Source organism: Nocardioides ultimimeridianus (genome assembly GCF_054777895.1).
Window position 1 is genome coordinate 63,304 of record NZ_BAAHAB010000017.1, and the last position, 21,471, is coordinate 84,774.

Here is a 21,471-nt window from a genome sequence, read left to right on the forward strand (position 1 = left end):
TCTCGACCGGTCGTCAGGCGTGAGCCTGAGGACGAGCGCCTGTAGCTCAACGGATAGAGCATCTGACTACGGATCAGAAGGTTTGGGGTTCGAATCCCTACAGGCGCGCGAGCGAGGTCCACTCGCAGGAGAGGCCCACGTCGTACGACGTGGGCCTCTTCGTTTCCGTCAGGGCGTCTTCTCCTCGTCGTCGGGTTCGGGACGGGAGCCGAGCGCACCGGCGGGGTGGTCGTGCTCGACGACCCACGCCAGCTCCTCGTCGACCTGGACGACGTCCTCGGCGTCGGTCGTCTGACCGATCTGGTCGCGCTGCCATGCGGCGGGGTCGATCCCGTACTTGTCCGAGAGGAAGCGCAGCCGGTAGACGGCCTCGGCCTGCTTGAAGGTCTGATTCACCAGCCCGGCATTGACGCCGGCGTTCAGGGCGATGCCGGCGATCGGCACGGCCTGGGCGAGCTTCTTCTTGGTCAGCGTGAAGCCGAGCGTCGTGTAGGTCCGGTCGATGGCGCTCACCAGGAGGTTCTGGCGCAGCTGCTGCCAGGTGGCCTGGCGCATCATCTGCTGGGTGAGTCGCGACAGGGATGCCATCGCCGCCGTCTTGCCGCCCAACGTTCCGGCCGAGGCCAGGGACATGACGCCGAGAGCGAAGAGCTCCTCCTCGGGCTCGCGCACGTCATATCCGTACGCCGAGGCCACCGACCCGATCGCGCGGCCCATGGCGGCCATCGTCGCTGTGACATCCGCGGCGATGGCCGCGATCGCCACCGCCGCCGTGGTCCCGCCGGACACCGTCGTCGCCACCTCGGCGCCGGTGACGGCCAACGAGCTCGCTCCGCCCTCCGCGGCGGTCGCCAGCGTCAGCCCGAGCCTCGAGCGTCGCAGCCTGTCGCAGTCGGCCAGGAGCAGCTCACGCAGATCCTTCAGCTCCACGACCTCGGGGTGGCGCTTCGCGGCGCGCTTGACCATGGACGTCGAGCTGACCGAGCGGAGAGCGGGGCGGAACGTGACCGCCATCGCGCCGTCGAAGGCCTTCTCGAGCAGTCGGTCGGCGTGGTCGTGGAGCGGCAGCTTCTCGTAGCCGGCCGTGACCGCCTGACCGGCCCTGCCGCCGAGCTCGCGCATGCGTGCGGGTACGAGTCGTCGACCGCCCGACGCGTACACGGCATCCATGCAGGCCGCCCACGCAGCGCGGTCGTAATCACTGAGATCGACGATGTCCACCACAGATTCCTAGCATCCGGGCCCGACACGGGCGCGGGCTAGCCTCGGGCGCATGGCGCGAGGCGACACGGAGAGTGCGTTCCGCTCGGCTGCCACAGGAGGCCGAGGCGGCCGGGGCCACGACGCACTGCGCGATCTCGTGACTCCGGCGATGGGCATGCCGCCGGTGATCCGCGTTGCTGCGCCGCTTCGTGACGGCACCGAGGCGTACGAGCGGGTCAGGGAGCGGTTGGCTCACCTTCGTGGCTGATCGGCTCTCCGCCCGGTGTGCGTCGTACGGCACGGGCCTCCTGCTTCTCGGGTGCCGGGCTGAACCGGGGATCCTTGCGTCCCCAACGACGCCACCACCACTGGAACCCGGACTTGCTCCGGCCGAGGTGCCACCGGGTGCAGGCGCATTCGTAGGGGTGCAGGGTGTCCATCTTGTCGAGGCCGAACTTCTGGTTGATCTCGTGAAGGGCAGCCTCGGCCTGCTCCCGGTCGCGGTAGCGACCCTTCTCCGGCGTGGGACAGCCGGGAAGCGGAGACACGGTGACCATGGAGCCGAGGATGCTGCCAACAACCGACACATCCCTCGGGAGGTGAAGGTGCCCGGCGGCTGGCTCCGGGGGACCGGCATCCTTGGCCCATGAAGCGATCTGACCGATACGCGCGCCTCGGCGCGAAGGTGTACGCCGCGGGGATGCGGGCCGATGCGCTGGTGGCCCGCCTCCGCACGGGGTACGCCGAGGTGGACGGGCTCCGGATGGCCTACCACCGCGGCGGTACGCCGGGGGCGCCGGTGATCGTGATGCTGCACGGCTACTCCGCGGACCGGCAGCTGTGGTCGCGGTTCGCGCGGCACTTCACCCGGGACTACGACTTCGTCATCCCCGACCTCGCCGGCCACGGCGACACCCCGTTCGCCCAGGGCGACGACTACTCCGCGCCGGCCCAGGCCGCCCGCGTCGCGGGCCTGCTCGACAGCCTCGGCATCGAGAAGGCGCACGTCATCGGCAACTCGATGGGCGGATTCGTCACGGCGACCTTCGCCCGCAACCACCCCGAGCGGACGCTGTCGATCTGCCTGTCCGACGCCGCCGGCGTCCGGGCCCCGCAGCCCAGCGAGCTCGAGCTGATGCTGCAGGACGGCACCAACCCGTTCCTGTTCAGCGACCCCGCGAGGTTCGACCCGTTCTACGCCATGGCGATGTCGAAGCCGCCGTTCACGCCCGGGATCGTCAGGGCTGCCATGGCCCAGCAGTACGTCGACCGCGAGGCCCAGCTGACCGAGATCTTCGCGGGCTTCTACGAGCGCGACCTGCTCGACGACCACCTCGCCGAGATCACCGCGCCCACGCTGGTCGTGTGGGGTTCCGAGGACCGGATCGTCGCCCCGTCGGCCGCCGAGGTGTGGGCCGCCGGCATCCCGAACGCCACCTCGATCACCTACCCGGGTGTCGGGCACATGCCGATGGTCGAGATCCCGCGCCGGGCCGCCGCGGACTACGCCGCGTTCCTGCAGACGGTCTCCTGAGGCAGGCTCAGCCGGCCGCGAGGCCCAGCGAGCCCACGACCCGGGTGATCGCGATGTGGATCGCCACGCGGTCCGGGTTCTCCCGCGGCGTGCGGTAGCGGGCGGCGTACGCCGCGACCGCCTCGGCGATGCTCTCCGGGTCGGTGCGCAGCGACGCGGTGCCGTGCAGCGTGGACCAGCGCCGGCCGTCGACCTGGCACGCGGCGATCGGCCCGTCGGTGCCGAGCAGGCGCGCCTTGAGGCTGGTCCGGCTGGTGATCGCCCATGCCGTGCCGGGCGTCGTGCCGAGCGCGATGCCCATCGGCGTGACGTGCGGCGTGCCGTCGGGCCGCACCAGCGTGACCGCGCAGAGGTGGCGCTCGCGCCAGAACTCCTCGGCGGCCGGATCGGTCAGGGAGAGGTCGTGCCTGCCCATGCTCAGCTCCTCGCGTACGACGCGGTGCGGGCTGCCATTGTGCGCATGTTCGCGCGCCTCCTGGGCACTGGGGAGACCTCAACCGAGTCGAACACCATCGGAGGAAACGTCATGGGTATCGGTGCAAGCCTGTTCCTGATCGCCGTCGGAGCAATCCTCCGGTTCGCGGTGAACTACGACCTGAACGGCGTCGACCTGCAGACCGTCGGCATGATCATGATGATCGTCGGCGTGATCGGTCTGGTCGTGACCATGGTCATCTGGGGATCCCGTCGGCGTACCGACGTGGTCCACGAGCAGGGCGTCGGAGGCAGCCGCACGACCTACGTCGAGCCGCACGACGTCGGCCCCCGTCCGTGACCCCGCTCGCCCTGCGGGGCTGAGCGGTGGCCCCGCCGCCCGCGCACAGCCACGCCTGGCAGCTCGCCGAGGTGGAGTATGCCGACCACGGGTCCGTACGCCGCCTCGAGTGCTCCTGCGGCGAGGTCGACTACCGCCCCGACTTCTGAGCGGGCGGGCCCCTCGACTCCGCGCGCCACGGTCACTACGCTCCCGCATACCGCCCGGTCGGAAACTCCGGCCGGGCGGTATGAGCGATGGGAGAGATCATGGCGATGGTGGAGACCGTCCGCGGCCAGGTGGACAGCGCCGACCTCGGGGTGACGCTGATGCACGAGCACGTCTTCGTGCTGACCACCGAGGTACAGACCAACTACCCCGAGCACTGGGGCGATGAGGAGGCCCGCGTCAGCGACGCGGTCGCCAAGCTGCAGGCGGCGTACGACGCCGGGGCCCGCACCTTCGTCGACCCCACCGTCATCGGGCTGGGCCGCTACCTCCCGCGGATCCAGCGGATCGCCGAGCAGGTGCCGCTGAACATCGTGGTCGCGACGGGCGTCTACACCTACGAGGACGTCCCGTTCTTCTTCCACCACCGCGGTCCCGCCCTCAGCGCGGCGCTGGGCACCGACGTGCCGGACCCGATGGTCGACATGTTCGTCCACGACATCCGCGAGGGCATCGCCGGGACGGGCGTCAAGGCCGGCATGCTCAAGTGCGCCATCGACCACCAGGGCCTCACGCCCGGTGTGGAGCGGGTGATGCGCGCGGTCGCGAAGGCCCACCTGGAGACCGGCGTACCGATCACCGTGCACACGCACCCCGGCTCGCAGGCCGGCCTGCACGTCCGGCGCGTCATGTGCGAGGAGGAGGGCGTCGACCCGCGCCGGATCATCCTGGGCCACAGCGGCGACACCACCGACTGCGACCACCTGACCGCGCTCGCCGATGCCGGCTTCGTCCTCGGGATGGACCGGTTCGGCATCAACCTCGAGACCACCTTCGAGGCGCGCGCCGACACGCTGGTGGAGATGGTGCGGCGCGGGTACGCCGACCAGATGGTGCTCAGCCAGGACGCGTCCTGCTACATCGACTGGATCGACCCCGGCGTCATCCCGCTGCTGCCGCAGTGGCACTACACCCACCTGTTCGAGGACGTCTTCCCCTACGTCCTCGAGCACGGGATGACCCAGCAGCAGATCGACACCATGCTGGTCGACGTGCCGCGGCGGATCTTCGAGGGCTGAGCCCTACGCGAGCAGCGTGATGCCGGTGGTCGGGGCACCGGCATCCACGCGGCGCACCTCCCGTGTCCCGTCCGCGCCCGGCTCCAGCCGCACCGAGGTGATGGTGCCGCCGAGGTCGGAGACGTGCGCCCATCCGCGGGCGGTGTCGACGGCCAGGCCGATGGCCTCGCGCAGCCCGTCGACCAGGATCTCGGGCGCCTCGCCGAGCGCGCCCGGCGCGGGCACCGGCGCGCGGTTCAGGGTGTTGCCCGCGGGGGCGGCACCGCGGTCGGTCCAGTAGAGCCACCCGTCGACGAGCTCGAGGTCGATCGGCTCGGGCAGGCCGTCCCAGAGCGTCTCGATGTCGGTACGCCGGGAGGGGTCCTCGCCCTCGGGGAGGGACAGCCCACAGCGGAAGATCCGCCCCCGCCCACCCTTGGCCGGCCCCTTCTGGGTCCAGTACAGGTGGCCGTGGGCCGCATCCACCGCGATCCCGACGCACTGCCCGTCGATGCCCTCGGCCGGGTCCCGCACGACCAGGTCGGTGAGCCCGCTGCCGTCCAGGCGTGCCTTGCTGACCCGGGAGCCCTCCCGGTCGCTCCAGTACAGCCACTCGCCGTCGGTCGCGAGCTGCTTGCCGGTCGTGATCGCGCCGACCGGGACGACGTCGCGCAGGTGGGTGCCGTCGAGGTCGATCGCGTGCACGCCGCCGTTGCGGTGGGTGTAGTCCGCGGTCTTCTCGCTCGGCGGCTCGCCGGGGGTGAACGTGGGGCGCCCCATCGTCGTCCAGTACGCCGACCCGCCCCGGATGACGATGCCGTCGGGCCGCGCCCCGGCGTCGGTCAGGAAGGTCTCCACCGCCCCGGTGTCCAGGTCGATCCGCGCGATCGAGTCCTGGCGGATCGCCAGTGCCAGGATCTGTCCGAGCTCCGTCATTCCCGCGCTCCCTCGTCACTCTCCCGCAGGGCCTCCGCCACCGCGCGCGTACGCCGGTCCCGGCGCTCGGCCAGCCGGCGGTAGCTCTCCTCGTCGGCGCCGTACGCCGCCTCCACCTGCTCGATCACGCCGTCCATCGCCGCGCGGTCCGGCATGCCGTTCTCGAAGCGCATCTGCGAGCCCACGTGCTCGATCAGGTGCCGCATGCCGGCCGGGCCGCCGCCGAGCCGTCGGCCCTCGAACGGCCCGACGGTGGCGTAGCGCAGCCCCAGCGAGGCCTTGACCAGCTCGTCCAGGTCGGGGGCGGTGATGACGCCCTGCTGGACCAGGTAGGTGGCCTGCTCGTTGAGGACCTTCTGCAGCCGGTTGCCGACGAAGCCGGGGATCTCCTTCCTCAGCTCGATCGGCAGCTTCCCGAGCGAGCGGTAGACCTCCATCGCCCGCTGCACGGCCGCGGCGCCGGTGGCCGGCGACGGCACGACCTCCACGAGCGGCATCAGCTCCGGCGGGTTGAAGGGGTGGCCGACCAGGATCCGGTCCGCGGCCGGGTTGCCCTCCGCGATGCGGGAGGGCAGCAGCGAGGACGACGAGGACGCCAGGACGACGTCGTCGCGGGTGTGGGCCGCGAGCACGGCGTACAGCTCCTGCTTGATCTCGATCCGCTCGGGTCCCGCCTCCTGGACGAAGTCGGCGCCGTCGGCCGCCGCGTCCAGGTCCTCGGCGATCCGCACCCCGGTCAGCCCGCCGAGGCCGGTCGTCACGACCTCGGCGAGGTCGGGCCGCGGGTCGTTGATCCGGACCTCCCAGCCGTGCTCGGCGAACAGCCGGGCCCAGGACAGGCCGATGACACCGGCCCCCACGATCGCGACGACCGGCACCTCAGGCCACCGTTCCGCTCGCGCGCAGCTCCGCGATCGCGGCCTCGGAGTAGCCCAGCGAGGCGAGCACCTCGTCGGTGTGCTGCCCGACCGCGGGCGGCAACCGGGCCGGCACGGTCTCGGCGTCGGCGAGCCGGAAGGGTACCGCGATCGTGCTGACCCGGTCGTCCTCCGCGAAGCCGACCACGAGGTCGTTGGCGCGGATCTGCTCGTCGTGCGGGATGTCCTCGGGGGTCGCGACGATGTCGAAGACGATGCCGTTCTCGCCCAGGACCTTCTCCCAGTGCGCGCGCTCGTGCCGGCCGAAGGCCTCGTCGAGCGCGGCGATGAGCAGCTGGGCGTTGCGCAGCCGGTCCGGCTTGGTGGCGAACCGCTCGTCCTCGAGGAGGTCGAGCCGCTCCACGCAGCGGGCCAGCACCGGCCAGTGCCGCTCCTCGTTGAGGATCGTCAGCAGCAGCCACTTCGCGTCCGCGCACTGGTAGTGCACGCTCAGCGCGTTGAAGTGTCGCTCGCGCGGCGGCCGCGGGATGAACTCCCCTCCGCACAGGGCCGCGGTGGCCATGTAGGAGTTGGCCCACAGCCCGTTGGCCTGCAACGACGAGGACACCTTGGTGCCCTTGCCGGTCCGCTCGCGCTGGTAGAGGGCGGTCGCGATGCCGGCGTACAGGGTCATCGCCGAGGGGTGGTCACCCTGGCCGACGACGGCACGCGCAGGGGTGGCGTCGGCGGAGGGCCGCACGGTGTCCATCATCCCCGAGCGCGCCCAGTACGACGTCGCGTCGAACCCGGGCTTCGCGACCTCGGCACCCGCCTCGCCGTACCCGGTGAACGAGCCGTAGATCAGCCGCTCGTTGAGGACCATCAGCGTCGCGTCGTCGATGCGCAGCTTCTCGCGCACCCGGAGCGGGTAGTTGGTCACGAACACGTCGGCGTCCGCGACCAGCTCGTGCAGGACCTGCTGTCCCTCGGCCGAGCCCAGGTCGAGTGCGAGACCGCGCTTGCCGCGGTTGTCGAGGATCCACGCGTAGTCGTGCTCGCAGACCGGGTTGCCGGGAAGCTTCGGGAGCTGCCGGTAGGGGTCGCCGGCCCCGGGCGGCTCGATCTTGATGACGTCGGCCCCCAGGTCGGCGAGGATCGTCGTGGCTGCCGGCGCGGCGATGTAGCTGCCGCAGTCGATCACCTTCAGTCCCGCGAAGAGTGCCTCGGTCATGCCTGCTCCCCGTAGTCGTAGAAGCCGCGGCCGGACTTCTCGCCGAGCCGGCCCTGCTCCAGGTAGCTGCGCACCAGCTCGCGCGGGCTCTCGGGCAGGCCCTCGCGGTGGGCGGCGTAGTTCTCCTCGATGTCCAGCACCACGTCGAGGCCGACCCGATCCATCTTCCGGAACGGGCCCTCCTTCTGGTTGGTCACCTGCGCGTAGAGCGCGTCGACCTCCTGCGGCGTGGCGACGCCCTCGGCGACCACCATCAGCGCCTCGCGCTTGATCGCCGCCCAGATCCGGTTGTAGATGAACCCGCGCGACTCCTTGCGGGCCCGGAACGGCGTGAGACCGTAGCGGGGGAGCGCAGCCTGCAGCCTCTCGAAGACGTCCTCGGTGGTGTGCCCGCAGGTCATCAGCTCGCACGCCCGCGAGCCGGGCGGCATGAAGAAGTGCAGGTTCACCACCCGCTCGGGCCGGGTGACCTCGTCGATCACCTGGCTGGAGGGGTACGACGAGGAGTTGGTCGCGAGGATCGCGTCCTCGGGTGCCAGCTGGTCGAGCTGGCCGAAGATCGGCACCTTGACCTCGAGCCGCTCGGGCAGGGACTCGACGACCAGCCACGCGTCCGCGACGGCGGTCGCGAGGTCGCCGGTGAGCTCGACGGTGCCCGCGCTGCTGCCCGGGATCGAGGCGAGCACGTCGGGGAGCTGCTCCTCGATGAACCTCTTCGCGTCCGAGCGCTGCCCGGCGTCGAGATCGCAGATCCGTACCGTGCCGCCGCCGGTCGCGAACATCAGCGCGATCCGCCGGCCAAGGGTCCCCGCGCCGATGACCGCGATCGGCCGGTCGCTGGGATCGACGGCGCTCACAGCCCCATGTCCTTGGCGATGATCGTCTTCATCACCTCGGTGGTGCCGCCATAGATCCGGTTGACGCGGTTGTCGGCGTACAGCCGGGCGATGGGGTACTCGTTGATGAAGCCGTACCCGCCGTGCAGCTGCAGGCAGCGGTCGATGACCCGGTGGGCCACCTCGGTGCAGAACACCTTGGCGGAGGCGGCCTCGGCGGGCGTGAGCTCGCCGGCGTCGAGCGCCTCGAGCGCCCGGTCGGCCACGGCCTGGGCCGCGTCGACCTCGGCCTTGCACGCGGCCAGCTCGAACTTGGTGTTCTGGAAGGACGCCACGGTCTTGCCGAAGATGGTGCGCTGCTGGACGTAGTCGGTGGCGAAGCGGACGGCGGCGGCCGCCTGGGCGTAGGCGCCGTGCGCGATCCCCCAGCGCTCCGAGGGCAGGTTGCGGCCCAGGTAGGAGAAGCCCATGTTCTCCTCGCCGAGCAGGTCCTCGGCCGGGATCCGGACGTCGCTGAAGGCGAGCTCGGCGGTGTCGGAGGTGCGCAGGCCGAGCTTGTCCAGCTTGCGGCCGACCGTGTAGCCGGGCGAGTGGGTGTTGACCGCGAACAGCGAGATGCCGAAGCGGCGGTCGTCGTCCTTGGGCGGGCTGGTGCGCGCGCAGACGATGACGCGGTCGGCGTGCACGCCTCCGGTGATGAAGGTCTTGGCGCCGTTGAGGACGTACTCGTCGCCGTCCTTCTTGGCGGTCGTCCGCATGCCGGCGAGGTCGGAGCCGGCGCCCGGCTCGGTCATCGCCAGCGCCCACATCTCCTCACCGGAGACGAAGTTGGGCAGGTAGCGCTGCTTCTGCTCCTCGGTGGCGAGCATCTTGATGTACGGCAGGGCCAGCAGCACGTGGACGCCCGACCCGCCGAAGGAGACGGCGGCGCGCGAGGTCTCCTCGTACTGGATCGCGGTGAACTTGTGGCTGTCGAGCCCGGCGCCGCCGTACTCCTCGGGGACGCTGATCCCGAAGATGCCGAGATCGGCGAGCTTGCCGTACAGCTCGCGCGGGACGATGCCCGCCTGGAACCACTCGTCGTAGTGCGGCACCACCTCGGCCTCGATGAACGAGCGGAGCGTCTGACGGAACGACTCGTGGTCCTCGTCGAACACGGTGCGGCGCATGTTTCCTCCTGAGCTGGGATGGGGTCCGCGTCGGTTCTACACCCGGTGATGAAACATTTTCAAGAGTGTTGCATTGCCGTGACACAACCCCTAACGTTTCGCAACATGAGACGTGCGTCACTTTCACGGCAAGGCGGTCCGGCAGTCGACCGGGTGGCCTTGGCCCTGTCTGCTGTGATGACAGGTCGAGGAAGCAGGGAGGTGTCCCATGAGCAGTACGCCACTGTCCCGGATGCTCGCGGAGAGGGATGCGAAGCCCGACGCTCTCGCTGCCTTCCGGCTGGCCCGCCGCCGCTTCCTCGCCGGCGACCGCGTCGAGATGCAGGAGCTGGCCGGCGAGCTGGGGGTGAGCCGCGCGACGGTCTTCCGCTGGGTGGGCTCGCGCGACGACCTGCTGGTGGAGATCATCTGGTCGATCAGCGAGCCGACCTTCCGGGACGCGGTCGAGCGGACCGCGAAGCTGACCGGCGGGCGCCGGGTCGCCGAGGTGATGGGCGCCTTCGCCGAGGCCTCGATCGCGTCGCCGCCGTTCATGGGCTTCGTACAGCGCGAGCCGGAGCGGGCGCTGCGGCTGCTGACCACCAAGGCGAGCTGGTTCCAGAGCAGGCTGCTGGTGCTCATCGAGGACCTGATCCGCTCGGAGATCGACGCGGGGCACCTGGAGCCGTCGCTGCCGCTGCACGACCTGGCCTACGTCACGACCCGGATGACCGAGACCTTCGTGTACGCCGACGTGGTGGCCGGCGAGACGCCCGACCCGGAGAAGGTGCGGCTCGTCGTGGGGGCCCTGCTCCGCGACTGACCGGCCCGGCCCGGCGTACGTGCCTCCCGGGAAGGGGCGCGTGATGGGACTGCGCGACCTCTACAACCAGTTCGAGAAGGCCGTCACGCCGATCGCGAACCAGGTCATCGCCACCGAGGAGTTCGCCAAGGCGGCCGCGATCGCCACCGCCGTGAACAAGGTGGCGCGCAAGGAGGCCGAGAAGCTGCAGGCCCGCGCCTGGCACGCCATGAACCTGCCGGCCGGGACCGACGTCCAGCGCCTCAAGCAGCAGGTCGGCTCGCTGGACCGGGAGCTGCGGCTGATCGCGATGGAGCTGGAGCGCGCGCGAAGGGAGGCGAAGCGTCGTGGCGATGCCGGGCCTGAGCACGATTGACCGCGTCCGCAAGGAGGTCGAGCGCAACGCACTGCGGGCGCGCAACGGCATCCGCATGGCGACCGGCATCCAGCAGACCGCCGTGGGCCTGAGCCCCAAGGACGTGGTGTGGAGCCACGGGCGCACCGAGCTGTGGCACTACCGCAGCGACCGGGTGTCCCTGCGGCCGCCGCTGCTGATCATCTACAGCCTGTTCAACAAGAGCTACATCCTCGACCTGCGGCCGGGCAACAGCGTGATCGAGCAGCTGATCGCCGCCGGCTTCGACGTCTACATGCTCGACTGGGGCGTTCCCGACGAGCGTGACGCGGCCAACCGGCTCGAGGACTACGTCGACTCCTACATCCCCGCCGCCATCGACCGGGTCTGCGAGCTGTCGGGGAGCGACAGCATCAACCTGCTCGGCTACTGCTTCGGCGGGGTGCTGTCGGTGCTGCACGCCGCCCATCACCTCGACTCGCCGCTGCGCAGCCTGACCGTGCTCACCACGCCGGCCGACCTGCAGCACCTCGGGCCGATGACCGACGTGATGGCCCGCACCGACCTGGAGAACGTGCTGGGTGTCGACGGCATGGTGCCGCCGTCGGTGATCCTGCAGGGATTCCGCGCCCTGGCGCCGATGGGCGAGATCACCGGACGGGTGGACCTGCTCGAGAAGCTGTGGAGCGACGACTTCGTCACGGCGTACCAGGCGATGTCGGGCTGGGGCAACGACCAGGTGCCGCTGCCCGGCGGTGTCGCCCGCCAGTTCAAGCAGCTGGTCGCGGAGAACGCCCTGATCAACGATCGGGTGTTCCTGGGCGGCGACAAGGTGAGCCTCGGCGACATCCGGGTGCCGTTCATGCACATCCTCGGTCTGCGCGACCACATCATCCCGCCGGCAGCGGCCAAGCCGCTGGTCGGCCTGATCGGCTCCGAGGACAAGCAGGAGCTCCAGCTCGACGCGGGCCACGTCGGACTCATGGTCGGCCGCACGGCCGCGAAGAACACGCTCCCCGTCGTCGTCGATTTCCTCAAGCAGCGAAGCGAGGCCAAGGCATGATCCAGGACTTCGGGAGGCAGTACGTCGAGGGTCTGAGCGACCTGTTCGCGCGGCTGCCCGAGAGCGACCTGACCTTCATCAAGGAGGACGTCTCGCCCGAGGCGGTCGCCGGCTGGCTGACCGCTCCGGGGTGGCGCTGGGTCGATGTGGACGAGGACGGAACCGTCAGCGGCCTGGCTGCCCTGCTGCCGCTCACCGGCTGGTCCGACCACGTCGCGGAGCTGCGCCTGGTGGTCGACCCGCAGACCCGGGGCCGCGGCATCGGCCGCCAGCTCGCCCAGCATGCCGTGACCCATGCGATCCGCAGCGGGCTGCTCAAGGTGGTGGTGGAGGTCCCGGCCACGCAGCAGCGGATCACCGACATGTTCCTGGGCCTCGGGTTCACCGGGGAGGCCCTGTTGCGCGACCACTTCCGGGACCGGTCCGGCGAGGTGCAGGACCTGATCATGCTGGCGCTGCTCGCCGAGCAGACCTTCGATGCGATGAGCGCGGTCGGCATGGCCGACGTGCTGGGAGGAGAGTGACATGGGAGTTCTCGACAAGTTCAGCCTCGACGGCCGGGTCGCCGTGGTGACCGGAGCCTCGAGCGGCCTGGGGGTGAGCTTCGCGGTCGCACTGGCCGAGGCCGGTGCCGACGTGGCGCTCGGCGCTCGGCGGGAGGAGAAGCTCGCGGACACCGTCGCCAAGGTCGAGGGCCTGGGGCGCAAGGCCATCGCCGTCCGCACCGACGTGACCAGCCCGGAGGACTGCCAGCGCCTGGTCGACACCGCGATGGAGACCTTCGGCCGGGTCGACATCCTGGTGAACAACGCCGGGGTCGGCACCGCCGTACCTGCCACCCGGGAGACCCCCGACCAGTTCCGCTCGGTCATCGAGCTGAACCTCAACGCCTGCTACTGGATGGCGCAGGCCTGCGGCAAGGTGATGCAGCCGGGCAGCTCGATCATCAACATCAGCAGCGTTCTCGGCCTCACCACGATGGGCCTGCCGCAGGCGGCGTACGCCTCCAGCAAGGCGGGCGTCATCGGCCTGACCCGCGACCTGGCCCAGCAGTGGACGCCCCGCAAGGGCATCCGGGTCAACGCGATCGCCCCCGGCTACTTCGCCTCGGAGATGACCGACGTCTTCGAGGGCGAGTACGTCGAGAGGACCGTGATCCCCCGCACCCTGATGGGCCGCCTCGGCGACCACGACGAGCTCTCGGCCGCGCTGCTGTTCCTGGCCAGCGACGCCGGCGGCTACTGCACCGGCATCACCCTGCCCGTCGAGGGCGGCATCCTCACCACCTGACCCGGCTTCGTCCCACCCATGATCCCGCCCTCGACGTGGCTGCTCGGCGAAGCCGACCGCGGGCGTGACCGGCAGGACCCGCAGACGCGGACCCTGCCGCCAGCACCGAGAGAGAAGAGGTAGTTGTCATGACCGCTGTACCGACACAGGTCGCGGCTCGACCAGGGTGGTTGAAGCGCGAGCTCGACCACTATCCGAAGCCGTCGGTCCGCTACACGTCGCTCGCCGTCGTGGTCGCGGCGACGGTCGTCCTGTACTACCAGCTGTACCTGACCGGGGGCGTGGCGATCCACGTCATGGCCTCACTGCACATGGACTTCGCGCCGTTCGTCTACCTCAACGTCGCGGCGCTGGTGCTGGCGGCCATCGCCGCCGAGGCCGCGCACGTCGTCGACAAGATCGGCCGGGCGAACGTCATCTCGATCGGGATGTTCGTGGTCTCGCTGCTGTGCATCTTCGGCATCCCGAACGCCAGCAGCAAGGCCTCCTTCAGCATCATGTTCGTGCTGCTGAACGTGTGCGAGGGCGTGATCCTGGTGGCGACGCCCGCGGTGGTCCGCGACTTCAGCCCGCAGGTCGGCCGTGCCTCGGCGATGGGCTTCTGGACGATGGGGCCGGTGCTCGGCAGCGTCGTCGTGACCGTCGTGGTGGCCTCCGGGTCCGACACCCAGACGTGGCAGGACAAGTTCGTCGTGTCGGGGATCGTCGGCCTCGTGGTCGGCGTCATCACGCTGTTCGGGCTCAAGGAGCTCCCGCCGTCGATCCGCGACCAGGTCATGGTCGATGCGCGTGACCGAGCGCTGGTCGAGGCCAAGATGCGCGGCATCGACGTCGAGGCGAGCCTGAAGCACCCGATCAAGCAGATGCTCAAGCCCGACATCCTGCTGTCCGGTCTCGCGATCAGCCTGTTCCTGGTGTTCTACATCGTGCTGGTGGCGTTCGGTCCGACGTACTTCCAGATCGTGTTCAACTACAAGGAGCAGGACGCCAACCGGGTCCTCATCGCGGCCTGGGTCGCGAACGCGTGCGGCCTGGTGGCCTTCGGCTTCATCTCCGACAAGCTGGGCGTGCGCAAGCCGTTCATGCTCATCGGCGGCGTCATGTCGACGATCTTCATGATCCTGTTCGCCATGGAGGCCACGCACTTCGGCACGGAGGCGCTTCCGTTCGGCGGTACGCCGCTGTTCAGCAAGCTGGCCTTCCTGGTCGCCGGCAGCCTGTTCTTCGCCGGCATGGCCTACGTGTCGTGGATGGCGAGCTACACCGAGACGGTCGAGCGCCGCAACCCGGCGCTCACGGCCACCGGCCTGGCCGTCTGGGGTCTGCTGATCCGCGGCATCTTCGCGGTCGCGGTCGTCATCATGCCGGCGATCATCAACACCGCCACGCCGATCATCGACAACCCGGGCGGCCTCACGCTCGACGGCGGTCGCGGGCACACGGTGGGCGTGATGGCCAACGGCCTCGACAAGCGGCTCACCGCCGAGCAGAACCAGCAGGTCGAGCTGGTCCTGGGTGCCTCACAGGGCCTCCTGCCGACGCTCAGCGCCGAGCAGAACAAGGGTGTCTCGACGGTCCTCGCCGCGGCGGGCGGCAAGATCCCGACCCTCTCCGCGGAGCAGAACCAGAGCGTCGAGCTGGTCCTCGGGGCGGCGCAGGGCAAGCTGCCGAGCCTCAGCGCCGAGCAGAACAAGGGCGTCGCCACGGTCCTCGCCGCGGCGCAGGGCAAGCTCCCGACCCTGAGCGCTGCCGAGAACAAGGCCGTGGCCGCGATCATCGCGGACCCGAAGGCGGCCACCGACCCGGCGTACGCGAGCGCGCTCAAGGACCCGAAGGTCGCCGGGACGCTGACCGCGGTCAAGACCGCGATGAGCGACGCCACGGTCGCCAAGACGGTCGGTGACGTCGAGGGTGCGACCAAGGACGCCGGCGTCGCGCAGACGGTCGGCGCGGTGTCGACCGCGATGGAGGACCCGAAGGTCGCCCAGACCGTCGGTGCCGTGTCGTCGGCGATGACCGATCCCAAGGTCGCGGGCAACGTGGAGTACGTCGCGGAGAACGCTCCGATCGTCGTACCGGCGCTGGCCAAGGCACCGAAGCAGTGGCAGCACTACTGGTGGCTGTGCGTCGCCGGCGCGGTGATCTTCCTGCCGATGATCTGGCTGATGGCCGGGTACTGGGACCCGCGCAAGGCCAAGGCCGCGCTCCGTGAGCACGACGCCGCGGTCGCCGCCGAGCTGGCGAAGGTCAAGGCAGGGCAGGCCTGACCGACGCCCAAGGAAGGGGACGCCGTCGCCGGGTACGCCCCGGCGGCGGCGTCCCTCATTTGCGCGCCGGGACGGTGCCGTCGCGCACGAAGATGAAAAGGACAGCGCGGGTGCTTGACACACCACGCACCCATCCTGCATGCTTGGTACATCAAGCAGATGCGAGATAGGAGAAGCAGATGAACCAGGAAGCGAACGCCGAGGCCATGGCCGATCTCGGCAAGTACCTGCGGGCACAGCGCGAGATCGCGCAGGTCTCGCTGCGTGCCTTCGCCCGGGCCATCAACGTCTCCGACTCCTACCTGAGCCAGGTCGAGCGGGGGATGTACCAGCCCTCGCCGGACGTCCTCTCGGCGATCGCCAAGGGACTGGGCGTGGCTCCGGACCAGCTCTTCCGCAGGGCCGGCTGGCTGCCGGACGCGGGTGAGGCGACCGGCGGGTACGCCGGAGTCCTCGAAGCGATCGCCGGGGACGAGGCGCTCTCCCAGGCGCAGAAGTCCGCCCTGATCGCGACGTACAAGGCGATGGTCGGCTCCTGAGCCGCCGGACGGCCTCCTCCAGCGGGGCCGTCCCGTCGCCTACCACCTGGCCATTCCCGGCCGACAACCGAGCAGCACGTATCGAAAGGAATCACCATGTCCACCTACACCGAGATCACCACCCAGATCGCCGACCAGTGGGTCGCCGCCCTCAAGACCGCCGAGGAGACCGTCGCCAAGCTGTCCGAGAACGCCCAGCGCGTCGTCGAGGCCATCCCGACCCCGACCCTGCCGACCGGCGAGCCCTTCGCGAAGCTCAACGAGGTCCTCTCCGAGCGCCTCCCCAAGCCCAGCGAGATCGTCGAGGCGAACTTCGAGTTCACCAACCGGCTCCTGGCCGCCCAGCGCGACCTGACCCTGCGCGTCCTCGAGGTCGCCTCGAGCTCCGCCGACAAGGCCGCCGCTGCGGCGCCCGCGCCGAAGGCCGCCAAGAAGGCCTGACCCCCGCGGGTGCAGGACGGGGCCGCTCCCTTACCGGGAGCGGCCCCGTCCGTGCGTCCCGTCAGGACGCGAGCGCGGTGACCGTGGTCCGGCCCGAGCCGCCGGCGTACGGCGCCCACCCGCCCGCGGGCAGGCGCAGCCGGTCGAGGATCACCGCGAGCACGTCGGGATGCACGCCCATGCCGCAGTGGCTGGCGCCGACCTCGACGTTCTCGGCCTCGGGCCGCTCGAGGTCGATGCAGGTCCGCCAGGGCACCACCCCGTCGCGTCGCGAGTAGATCGAGGTCGCCGGCACCTCCAGGGGCGTGCGGTCCTCCTCGCGGTCGCCCGCGTCGAACGCGGCCGTGTGCAGCCCGCGCAGGGCCCGGTAGAGGTGGCCGACCGTGGTGACGTCGGGCGCGTCCGAGGTCGAGAGCCGGTACGGCGACCCGAGGGTGATCACCTGGCGCACCAGCTCCGGGTTCCGCCGGGCCAGCTCCCGGGCGAAGATGCCGCCCAGGCTGTGCCCGATCAGCGTGACCGGGCGGCCGGTGTCGGCGTACAGGCGCTCCAGCCGGCGCTGTGCGCCGCGCCAGAGCCGGGCGGTCGGCCCGAGGTTGGTCCCCAGGCTCCAGCCCCGCACGCGGTAGCCGTGGGCGCACAGGACGGTGCGCATCGTGACCGTGCTCGCGTCGTCGGCGAGGAACCCGGGCAGTACCAGGACCCCGTGCCCGTCGCCGCGCTCCAGCGGCGCGAGACGGGGCCAGCTCAACCAGAGGGCGGCGAAGTCGCCCGCGGTGCGCAGCGCCTCCGTCCGCCAGAGCAGCTCGCTGGGTCGCTGGTACTGCTCGGCAAATCCTTCGCTGGTCATCGCTTGCCCTCTCGGCTTTGAGATGTGACGTTGCTAACATACAAACCGCCCGGTCGGGATGTCCACGATTCCGGCCTCTTCGACCCGGCCGTGCGCCGCACGCCCTGTTGACCAAGGAGCCCCACCCGATGTCCTTCAACCTCGCCACCATGCTCACCCAGTCGGCAGCGACGTACGCCGAGAAGCCGATGCTCCACGTGGGCGACCGCTCCTTCACCTATGCCGAGGTCGACGATCTCTCCGGCCGGGTGGCGAGCTCCCTCGAGGCGCTCGGCCTGACCCGCGGCGACAAGGTCGCGGTGCAGCTGCCCAACGTCCCCCAGTTCGTCTTCGCCTACTTCGGCATCCTCAAGGCCGGCATGACGATGGTGCCGATCAACCCGCTGCTGACCGCCCCCGAGGTGAGCTACCACCTCCAGGACAGCGACGCCCGGCTCCTGATCAGCTACGAGGCCATGGCGCCCGCCGCGATCAACGGCGCGCGGGAGGCCGGCGGCGTCCCGGTCTACCTGGTCGGTACCGACGGCCCGTCGGCTGTCGACGAGGCGCGCGACTTCGAGGAGCTGCTCAAGGCCAGCAACACCGGCATCCAGCGCGCCATGTCGTCCGACGACACCGCCGTGCTGCTCTACACCAGCGGCACCACCGGCCGGCCCAAGGGCGCCGAGCTCACCCACTTCCAGCTCTACATGAACTGCACCGTCGCCGGTGAGCTGTTCGGCGTCCGCTCCGACGACGTCTCGCTGGGCGTGCTGCCCCTCTTCCACGTCTTCGGGCTCTCCAGCGTGCTCAACATCGTGGTGCGCCACGGCGCGACGCTGGTGCTGGTGCCGCGCTTCGACGCCGCCAGCGCGCTGGACGCCATCGAGCGGCACAAGGTGACGATCTTCTCCGGCGTCCCGACGATGTTCATCGCGCTGGTGCAGGCCGACGTCGCGGGCCGCGACACGTCCTCGCTGCGCGCGGCCTGCTCGGGCGGCGCCTCGATGCCCGGCGAGGTCATCCGGGCGTTCGAGGAGAAGTTCGACGGCGTGGTCGTGCTCGAGGGCTACGGCCTGTCCGAGTCCGCGAGCACGGCCACCTTCAACATCAGTGCCGAGGAGCGCAAGGTGCTCTCGGTCGGCAAGCCGATCTGGGGCGTGGAGTTCAAGATCCTCGGTGAGAACGGCGAGGTGACCGAGACCGGCCCGGACGCGCGCGGCGAGATCGCGATCCGCGGCCACAACATCATGAAGGGCTACTACAAGCGGCCCGACGCGACCGCCGAGGTCATGCAGGACGGCTGGTTCCGCACCGGCGACATCGGCTACCGCGACGAGGACGGCTTCTACTTCATCGTCGACCGGCTCAAGGACCTCATCATCCGCGGCGGCTACAACGTCTACCCGCGCGAGGTCGAGGAGATCCTCTACGAGCACGCCGACGTGGTCGAGGCGGCGGTCATCGGCCGCCCGGACGAGCGGCTCGGCGAGGAGGTCGTCGCGTTCGTCGTGCTCCGCCCGAACTCGACGGCCGACGAGGCGGAGCTGACCGCGCACTGCAAGGAGCGGCTCGCGGCGTACAAGTACCCGCGCTCGATCATCATCCGCGACGAGCTCCCCAAGGGCCCGAGCGGCAAGATCCTCAAGCGCGAGCTGCGCGCCTGATCGTCTGCGCCACCGCGGCGCGGGTGTCCGCGGGGTCGATGACGTCGTCGATCTCGAAGACCCGCGCCGCGTTGAGCGCCTTCGCGTGCTTGCGGTACGCCGCCGTGTGCTCGACCACCGCGGCCTCGCGCTCCTCCTCGGGGAGGGCCGCCAGTTCCTTGGCCATGCCGAGCCGTACGGCGCCCTCGAGGCCCATCGGCCCGAGGTGGGCGTCGGGCCAGGCGACCGTCAGCAGCGGGCGGTGCGTGCTGCCGCCGAGCATCGCCTGGGCGCCGAGGCCGTAGCCGCGGCGCAGCACCACGCCGACGAGCGGGGTCGTGAGCCGCGCGCCCGCGGTGACCATCCGCGACGCGTGCCGGACCAGTCCGGTCCGCTCGGCGTCGGGGCCGACCATGAAGCCGGGGGTGTCGACGAGGCTCACCACCGGCAGGCCCCAGCGCTCGCACAGCTCGAGGAAGTCGCCCGCCTTGGCGGACGCGTCGGCCGTCAGCGCGCCGCCCATGTGGGTGGACTGGTTGGCGACCACCCCGACGGTGAGGCCGTCGATCCGCGCCAGCGCGGTGACGAGCTCGGGCGCCCACCCGGCGCGCAGCCAGACGACGCTGTCGTGGTCGCAGAGCGTCTCCACGACCGGCCGGACATCGAAGGCCTCCCGGTCGTTCTCGGGCAGCATCGTGCGCAGCGCGGCGCGCTGGTCGGTGTCGTCGCCGGCCGTGTCGGGGCGGTCGCGGTCGGCGAGCAGGCCGAGGATCCGGCGTACGACGCCCACGGCCTCGGCCTCGTCCTCCACGAGCACGTCGATGACGCCGTTGGCCGACTGCTCGTCGGCCGGGCCGATCTCCTCGGGTGCGAACCGGCCGAGACCGCCGCCGGCGATCATCGCCGGGCCGGCCATGCCGAGGTTGGCGTCGGGGGTGGCGATCCGCAGGTCGGCGGTGCCGGCGATGACCGCGTTGCCCGCGAAGCACCGGCCGGAGACGACGGCGATGCGCGGCACGTCCAGGCCCGCCCAGAGCGCGAACGAGGCGACGTCGAGGCCGGAGACGACGGGCAGGTCGGTGTCGCCCGGGCGACCGCCGCCGCCCTCGGTGAAGAACACCGACGGCAGCCGCATCCGGCCGATCAGCTCGGCCAGCCGGTCGGTCTTGTGGTGCCCGCGGAAGCCCTGGGTGCCGGCCATCACCAGGTAGTCGTAGGACATCACCGCGCACGGCAGGCCGTCGACGGTGGCCGTGCCGCCGACGATGCCGTCGGCGGGCGCCTCGACGACCAGCTCGGCCAGGGGCCGGCGCTGCTCCTGAGCGGCAGTGACGAACCGGCCGTACTCCACGAAGCTGCCCGGGTCGACCAGGTCGGCGATGTTCTCCCGGGCGGTACGCCGGCCGCGGGCGTGCCAGCGGTCGACCTTCGCCTGCCGGGCGGCGTCGGTGGTCAGATGGGCGCGGGCGAGGACCTCGGTGAGGCCCTCGGCGGGCGCTTCTGCGGTATCGGGTGCGGGGTCGGTCAGGTCAGCCACGGGTACGAGCATGCTCGACGATCTCGCCCACCACGTCGGACCACAGCTCCCTCGGCAGGTCGTGTCCCATCCCGGGGTAGGTGACCAGGCGCGCGCCGGGGATCGCCTTGGCCGTCGTACGGCCGCCGTCGACCTGGACCAACGGGTCGTCCTCGCCGTGGAGGACGAGGGTGGGGACGGCCAGGTCGGCGAGACGCTCGATGCGGCTGCCGGACACGTGGATCGCCGCCAGCTGGCGGGCGACGCCGGCGGGGTCGTTGGCGCGACGGAAGGACTCGCGGCCGCGGGCGCGCAGGCCCTCGGTGTCGAGGGGGAAGCCGGGGGAGCCGACCACGCTGTAGACCTGCACCGAGCGCTCGGCGGCCTCGTCCTCGGTGGTGGGCGGCGGGCTGAGCAGGGCGCCCATCGCCGCGGGTGTGGGCGCACCGATCTGCGGCGCGGGCGTGGACATGATCGAGGTCATCGTGGCGGTGCGGTCGGGGTGCCGCAGCGCGATCTCCTGGGCGATCATGCCGCCCATCGAGGCGCCGACGACGTGCGCGCGCTCGATGCCGAGCGCGTCGAGCAGGGCCACGGTGTCGTCGGCCATGTCGCCGAGCAGGTACGGCGCCTCGGTGATCGGGTTGCCCGAGAACAGGGGCGAGAGGTCGGGCACGCCGGCCGCGTCGAGGTGGGTGGACAGGCCGATGTCGCGGTTGTCGAAGCGCACCACGAAGAAGCCCTGGTCGGCGATCAGCGAGCAGAAGTCGTCGTGCCAGCCGATCATCTGCGTGGCCAGGCCCATGACCAGGACCAGGGCCGGGTCGTCGGGGGATCCGAAGGTCTCGTAGGCGAGGGTCAGGTCCCCGCAGGTCGCGTACTGGATGTTCGGTTCGCGGTCCGTCACTGGGACACCTTCCTCCGGGGGCACGATCTGAGGCAGGATACAAACCGAGCGGTCGGAATGTCTATGCTGGCCGGCGTTCGGCGATCCGGGA

Annotated in this window: 24 protein-coding genes and 1 tRNA gene; 14 read left to right on the forward strand and 11 right to left on the reverse strand. The window is 70.8% G+C overall.

The genetic code is table 11. The features are described from left to right. The first annotated feature begins 35 nt into the window (after positions 1-35). Positions 36-108, forward strand: a tRNA-Arg gene (locus ACYU8V_RS15625). Positions 109-168: 60 nt separating this feature from the next. Here the strand turns inward: ACYU8V_RS15625 and ACYU8V_RS15630 are convergent. Both ACYU8V_RS15630 and ACYU8V_RS15635 read right to left on the reverse strand, forming a co-directional pair. Continuing rightward, positions 169-1,221, reverse strand: coding sequence for an EcsC family protein (locus ACYU8V_RS15630; protein WP_460848645.1), 1,053 nt, complete (start codon positions 1,219-1,221; stop codon positions 169-171). 218 nt (positions 1,222-1,439) lie between these two features. Then, positions 1,440-1,760, reverse strand: coding sequence for a hypothetical protein (locus ACYU8V_RS15635; RefSeq protein ID WP_460848646.1), 321 nt, complete (start codon positions 1,758-1,760; stop codon positions 1,440-1,442). 89 nt (positions 1,761-1,849) lie between these two features. On the opposite strand from ACYU8V_RS15635, the gene ACYU8V_RS15640 reads away from it, so the two are divergent. Next, positions 1,850-2,737 carry an alpha/beta fold hydrolase gene (locus ACYU8V_RS15640; protein ID WP_460848647.1) on the forward strand — a complete coding sequence of 296 codons (888 nt, stop codon included), beginning with the start codon at positions 1,850-1,852 and terminating at the stop codon, positions 2,735-2,737. Between the two features lie 7 nt (positions 2,738-2,744). Here the strand turns inward: ACYU8V_RS15640 and ACYU8V_RS15645 are convergent, their stop codons facing one another. Further along, complete coding sequence (locus tag ACYU8V_RS15645; protein WP_460848648.1) at positions 2,745-3,152, reverse strand: pyridoxamine 5'-phosphate oxidase family protein; 408 nt, start codon at positions 3,150-3,152, stop codon at positions 2,745-2,747. Positions 3,153-3,263: 111 nt separating this feature from the next. On the opposite strand from ACYU8V_RS15645, the gene ACYU8V_RS15650 reads away from it, so the two are divergent. From ACYU8V_RS15650 to ACYU8V_RS15660, 3 genes are all read left to right on the forward strand, one after another. Then, the gene (locus tag ACYU8V_RS15650) at positions 3,264-3,512 is read left to right on the forward strand and encodes a DUF6458 family protein (RefSeq protein WP_460848649.1); all 249 of its coding nucleotides are present in this window, start codon (positions 3,264-3,266) and stop codon (positions 3,510-3,512) included. Positions 3,513-3,538: 26 nt separating this feature from the next. Next, complete coding sequence (locus ACYU8V_RS15655) at positions 3,539-3,661, forward strand: hypothetical protein (protein ID WP_460848650.1); 123 nt, start codon at positions 3,539-3,541, stop codon at positions 3,659-3,661. 87 nt (positions 3,662-3,748) lie between these two features. Next, positions 3,749-4,738 (forward strand): phosphotriesterase family protein, encoded by a 990-nt coding sequence (locus ACYU8V_RS15660; RefSeq protein ID WP_460848652.1) that lies wholly within the window; start codon positions 3,749-3,751, stop codon positions 4,736-4,738. A gap of 3 nt (positions 4,739-4,741) precedes the next feature. Here the strand turns inward: ACYU8V_RS15660 and ACYU8V_RS15665 are convergent, their stop codons facing one another. From ACYU8V_RS15665 to ACYU8V_RS15685, 5 genes are read right to left on the reverse strand one after another with little or no spacing between them, the layout of a single operon-like run. Beyond that, positions 4,742-5,653 carry an SMP-30/gluconolactonase/LRE family protein gene (locus ACYU8V_RS15665; protein ID WP_460848653.1) on the reverse strand — a complete coding sequence of 304 codons (912 nt, stop codon included), beginning with the start codon at positions 5,651-5,653 and terminating at the stop codon, positions 4,742-4,744. Continuing rightward, positions 5,650-6,531: a 3-hydroxyacyl-CoA dehydrogenase NAD-binding domain-containing protein gene (locus tag ACYU8V_RS15670; RefSeq protein WP_460848654.1), complete on the reverse strand. Its 882-nt coding sequence runs from the start codon at positions 6,529-6,531 to the stop codon at positions 5,650-5,652. Before ACYU8V_RS15670 ends, ACYU8V_RS15665 begins: the two co-directional genes overlap by 4 nt. Position 6,532: 1 nt before the next feature. After that, a complete protein-coding gene (locus ACYU8V_RS15675) occupies positions 6,533-7,741 on the reverse strand; it encodes a CaiB/BaiF CoA transferase family protein (RefSeq protein WP_460848656.1) in 1,209 nt (402 codons plus the stop codon). Then, positions 7,738-8,598, reverse strand: a complete 861-nt coding sequence (locus ACYU8V_RS15680) for a 3-hydroxyacyl-CoA dehydrogenase family protein (protein WP_460848658.1) — start codon at positions 8,596-8,598, stop codon at positions 7,738-7,740. Before ACYU8V_RS15680 ends, ACYU8V_RS15675 begins: the two co-directional genes overlap by 4 nt. Next, positions 8,595-9,746 carry an acyl-CoA dehydrogenase family protein gene (locus tag ACYU8V_RS15685; protein ID WP_460848659.1) on the reverse strand — a complete coding sequence of 384 codons (1,152 nt, stop codon included), beginning with the start codon at positions 9,744-9,746 and terminating at the stop codon, positions 8,595-8,597. The genes ACYU8V_RS15680 and ACYU8V_RS15685 overlap by 4 nt, the downstream gene beginning before the upstream one ends. Positions 9,747-9,954: 208 nt before the next feature. On the opposite strand from ACYU8V_RS15685, the gene ACYU8V_RS15690 reads away from it, so the two are divergent. From ACYU8V_RS15690 to ACYU8V_RS15725, 8 genes are all read left to right on the forward strand, one after another. Then, positions 9,955-10,548 (forward strand): QsdR family transcriptional regulator, encoded by a 594-nt coding sequence (locus ACYU8V_RS15690; RefSeq protein WP_460848661.1) that lies wholly within the window; start codon positions 9,955-9,957, stop codon positions 10,546-10,548. Positions 10,549-10,591: 43 nt separating this feature from the next. Further along, positions 10,592-10,903 (forward strand): hypothetical protein, encoded by a 312-nt coding sequence (locus ACYU8V_RS15695; RefSeq protein WP_460848662.1) that lies wholly within the window; start codon positions 10,592-10,594, stop codon positions 10,901-10,903. After that, complete coding sequence (locus tag ACYU8V_RS15700; RefSeq protein WP_460848664.1) at positions 10,881-11,945, forward strand: alpha/beta fold hydrolase; 1,065 nt, start codon at positions 10,881-10,883, stop codon at positions 11,943-11,945. The genes ACYU8V_RS15695 and ACYU8V_RS15700 overlap by 23 nt, the downstream gene beginning before the upstream one ends. Beyond that, complete coding sequence (locus ACYU8V_RS15705; RefSeq protein ID WP_460848667.1) at positions 11,942-12,469, forward strand: GNAT family N-acetyltransferase; 528 nt, start codon at positions 11,942-11,944, stop codon at positions 12,467-12,469. The genes ACYU8V_RS15700 and ACYU8V_RS15705 overlap by 4 nt, the downstream gene beginning before the upstream one ends. Before the next feature lies 1 nt (position 12,470). Next, a complete protein-coding gene (locus ACYU8V_RS15710; RefSeq protein ID WP_460848668.1) occupies positions 12,471-13,235 on the forward strand; it encodes an SDR family NAD(P)-dependent oxidoreductase in 765 nt (254 codons plus the stop codon). A 128-nt stretch (positions 13,236-13,363) separates the two neighbouring features. Next, the gene (locus ACYU8V_RS15715) at positions 13,364-15,502 is read left to right on the forward strand and encodes an MFS transporter (protein WP_460848670.1); all 2,139 of its coding nucleotides are present in this window, start codon (positions 13,364-13,366) and stop codon (positions 15,500-15,502) included. Between the two features lie 179 nt (positions 15,503-15,681). After that, entirely contained in the window at positions 15,682-16,041 is a 360-nt protein-coding gene (locus ACYU8V_RS15720) for a helix-turn-helix domain-containing protein (RefSeq protein WP_460848672.1), read from the forward strand. A gap of 96 nt (positions 16,042-16,137) precedes the next feature. Beyond that, complete coding sequence (locus tag ACYU8V_RS15725; RefSeq protein WP_460848673.1) at positions 16,138-16,482, forward strand: hypothetical protein; 345 nt, start codon at positions 16,138-16,140, stop codon at positions 16,480-16,482. A 61-nt stretch (positions 16,483-16,543) separates the two neighbouring features. On the opposite strand, the gene ACYU8V_RS15730 is transcribed toward ACYU8V_RS15725, so the two are convergent. Beyond that, positions 16,544-17,332, reverse strand: coding sequence for an alpha/beta fold hydrolase (locus ACYU8V_RS15730; RefSeq protein ID WP_460848677.1), 789 nt, complete (start codon positions 17,330-17,332; stop codon positions 16,544-16,546). Positions 17,333-17,460: 128 nt separating this feature from the next. Here ACYU8V_RS15730 and ACYU8V_RS15735 point away from each other — a divergent pair, with 128 nt between their 5' ends. Continuing rightward, positions 17,461-18,978 (forward strand): long-chain-fatty-acid--CoA ligase, encoded by a 1,518-nt coding sequence (locus tag ACYU8V_RS15735; RefSeq protein ID WP_460848679.1) that lies wholly within the window; start codon positions 17,461-17,463, stop codon positions 18,976-18,978. Here the strand turns inward: ACYU8V_RS15735 and ACYU8V_RS15740 are convergent. Both ACYU8V_RS15740 and ACYU8V_RS15745 read right to left on the reverse strand, forming a co-directional pair. Beyond that, positions 18,956-20,494 carry an acyl-CoA carboxylase subunit beta gene (locus ACYU8V_RS15740; protein WP_460848680.1) on the reverse strand — a complete coding sequence of 513 codons (1,539 nt, stop codon included), beginning with the start codon at positions 20,492-20,494 and terminating at the stop codon, positions 18,956-18,958. The two genes, ACYU8V_RS15735 and ACYU8V_RS15740, sit on opposite strands and share 23 nt — an antisense overlap. After that, complete coding sequence (locus ACYU8V_RS15745; RefSeq protein WP_460848682.1) at positions 20,487-21,380, reverse strand: alpha/beta fold hydrolase; 894 nt, start codon at positions 21,378-21,380, stop codon at positions 20,487-20,489. Before ACYU8V_RS15745 ends, ACYU8V_RS15740 begins: the two co-directional genes overlap by 8 nt. Positions 21,381-21,471 lie beyond the last annotated feature (91 nt).

Coding starts and splice junctions, on each gene's coding strand:
- ACYU8V_RS15635 (WP_460848646.1), bottom strand. CDS start 1,760: ATGGTCACCGTGTCTCCGCTTCCCGGCTGTCCCACGCCGGAGAAGGGT.
- ACYU8V_RS15650 (WP_460848649.1), top strand. CDS start 3,264: ATGGGTATCGGTGCAAGCCTGTTCCTGATCGCCGTCGGAGCAATCCTC.
- ACYU8V_RS15640 (WP_460848647.1), top strand. CDS start 1,850: ATGAAGCGATCTGACCGATACGCGCGCCTCGGCGCGAAGGTGTACGCC.
- ACYU8V_RS15735 (WP_460848679.1), top strand. CDS start 17,461: ATGTCCTTCAACCTCGCCACCATGCTCACCCAGTCGGCAGCGACGTAC.
- ACYU8V_RS15705 (WP_460848667.1), top strand. CDS start 11,942: ATGATCCAGGACTTCGGGAGGCAGTACGTCGAGGGTCTGAGCGACCTG.
- ACYU8V_RS15720 (WP_460848672.1), top strand. CDS start 15,682: ATGAACCAGGAAGCGAACGCCGAGGCCATGGCCGATCTCGGCAAGTAC.
- ACYU8V_RS15725 (WP_460848673.1), top strand. CDS start 16,138: ATGTCCACCTACACCGAGATCACCACCCAGATCGCCGACCAGTGGGTC.
- ACYU8V_RS15645 (WP_460848648.1), bottom strand. CDS start 3,152: ATGGGCAGGCACGACCTCTCCCTGACCGATCCGGCCGCCGAGGAGTTC.
- ACYU8V_RS15730 (WP_460848677.1), bottom strand. CDS start 17,332: ATGACCAGCGAAGGATTTGCCGAGCAGTACCAGCGACCCAGCGAGCTG.
- ACYU8V_RS15695 (WP_460848662.1), top strand. CDS start 10,592: ATGGGACTGCGCGACCTCTACAACCAGTTCGAGAAGGCCGTCACGCCG.
- ACYU8V_RS15690 (WP_460848661.1), top strand. CDS start 9,955: ATGAGCAGTACGCCACTGTCCCGGATGCTCGCGGAGAGGGATGCGAAG.
- ACYU8V_RS15715 (WP_460848670.1), top strand. CDS start 13,364: ATGACCGCTGTACCGACACAGGTCGCGGCTCGACCAGGGTGGTTGAAG.
- ACYU8V_RS15675 (WP_460848656.1), bottom strand. CDS start 7,741: ATGACCGAGGCACTCTTCGCGGGACTGAAGGTGATCGACTGCGGCAGC.
- ACYU8V_RS15665 (WP_460848653.1), bottom strand. CDS start 5,653: ATGACGGAGCTCGGACAGATCCTGGCACTGGCGATCCGCCAGGACTCG.
- ACYU8V_RS15685 (WP_460848659.1), bottom strand. CDS start 9,746: ATGCGCCGCACCGTGTTCGACGAGGACCACGAGTCGTTCCGTCAGACG.
- ACYU8V_RS15660 (WP_460848652.1), top strand. CDS start 3,749: ATGGGAGAGATCATGGCGATGGTGGAGACCGTCCGCGGCCAGGTGGAC.
- ACYU8V_RS15710 (WP_460848668.1), top strand. CDS start 12,471: ATGGGAGTTCTCGACAAGTTCAGCCTCGACGGCCGGGTCGCCGTGGTG.
- ACYU8V_RS15700 (WP_460848664.1), top strand. CDS start 10,881: ATGCCGGGCCTGAGCACGATTGACCGCGTCCGCAAGGAGGTCGAGCGC.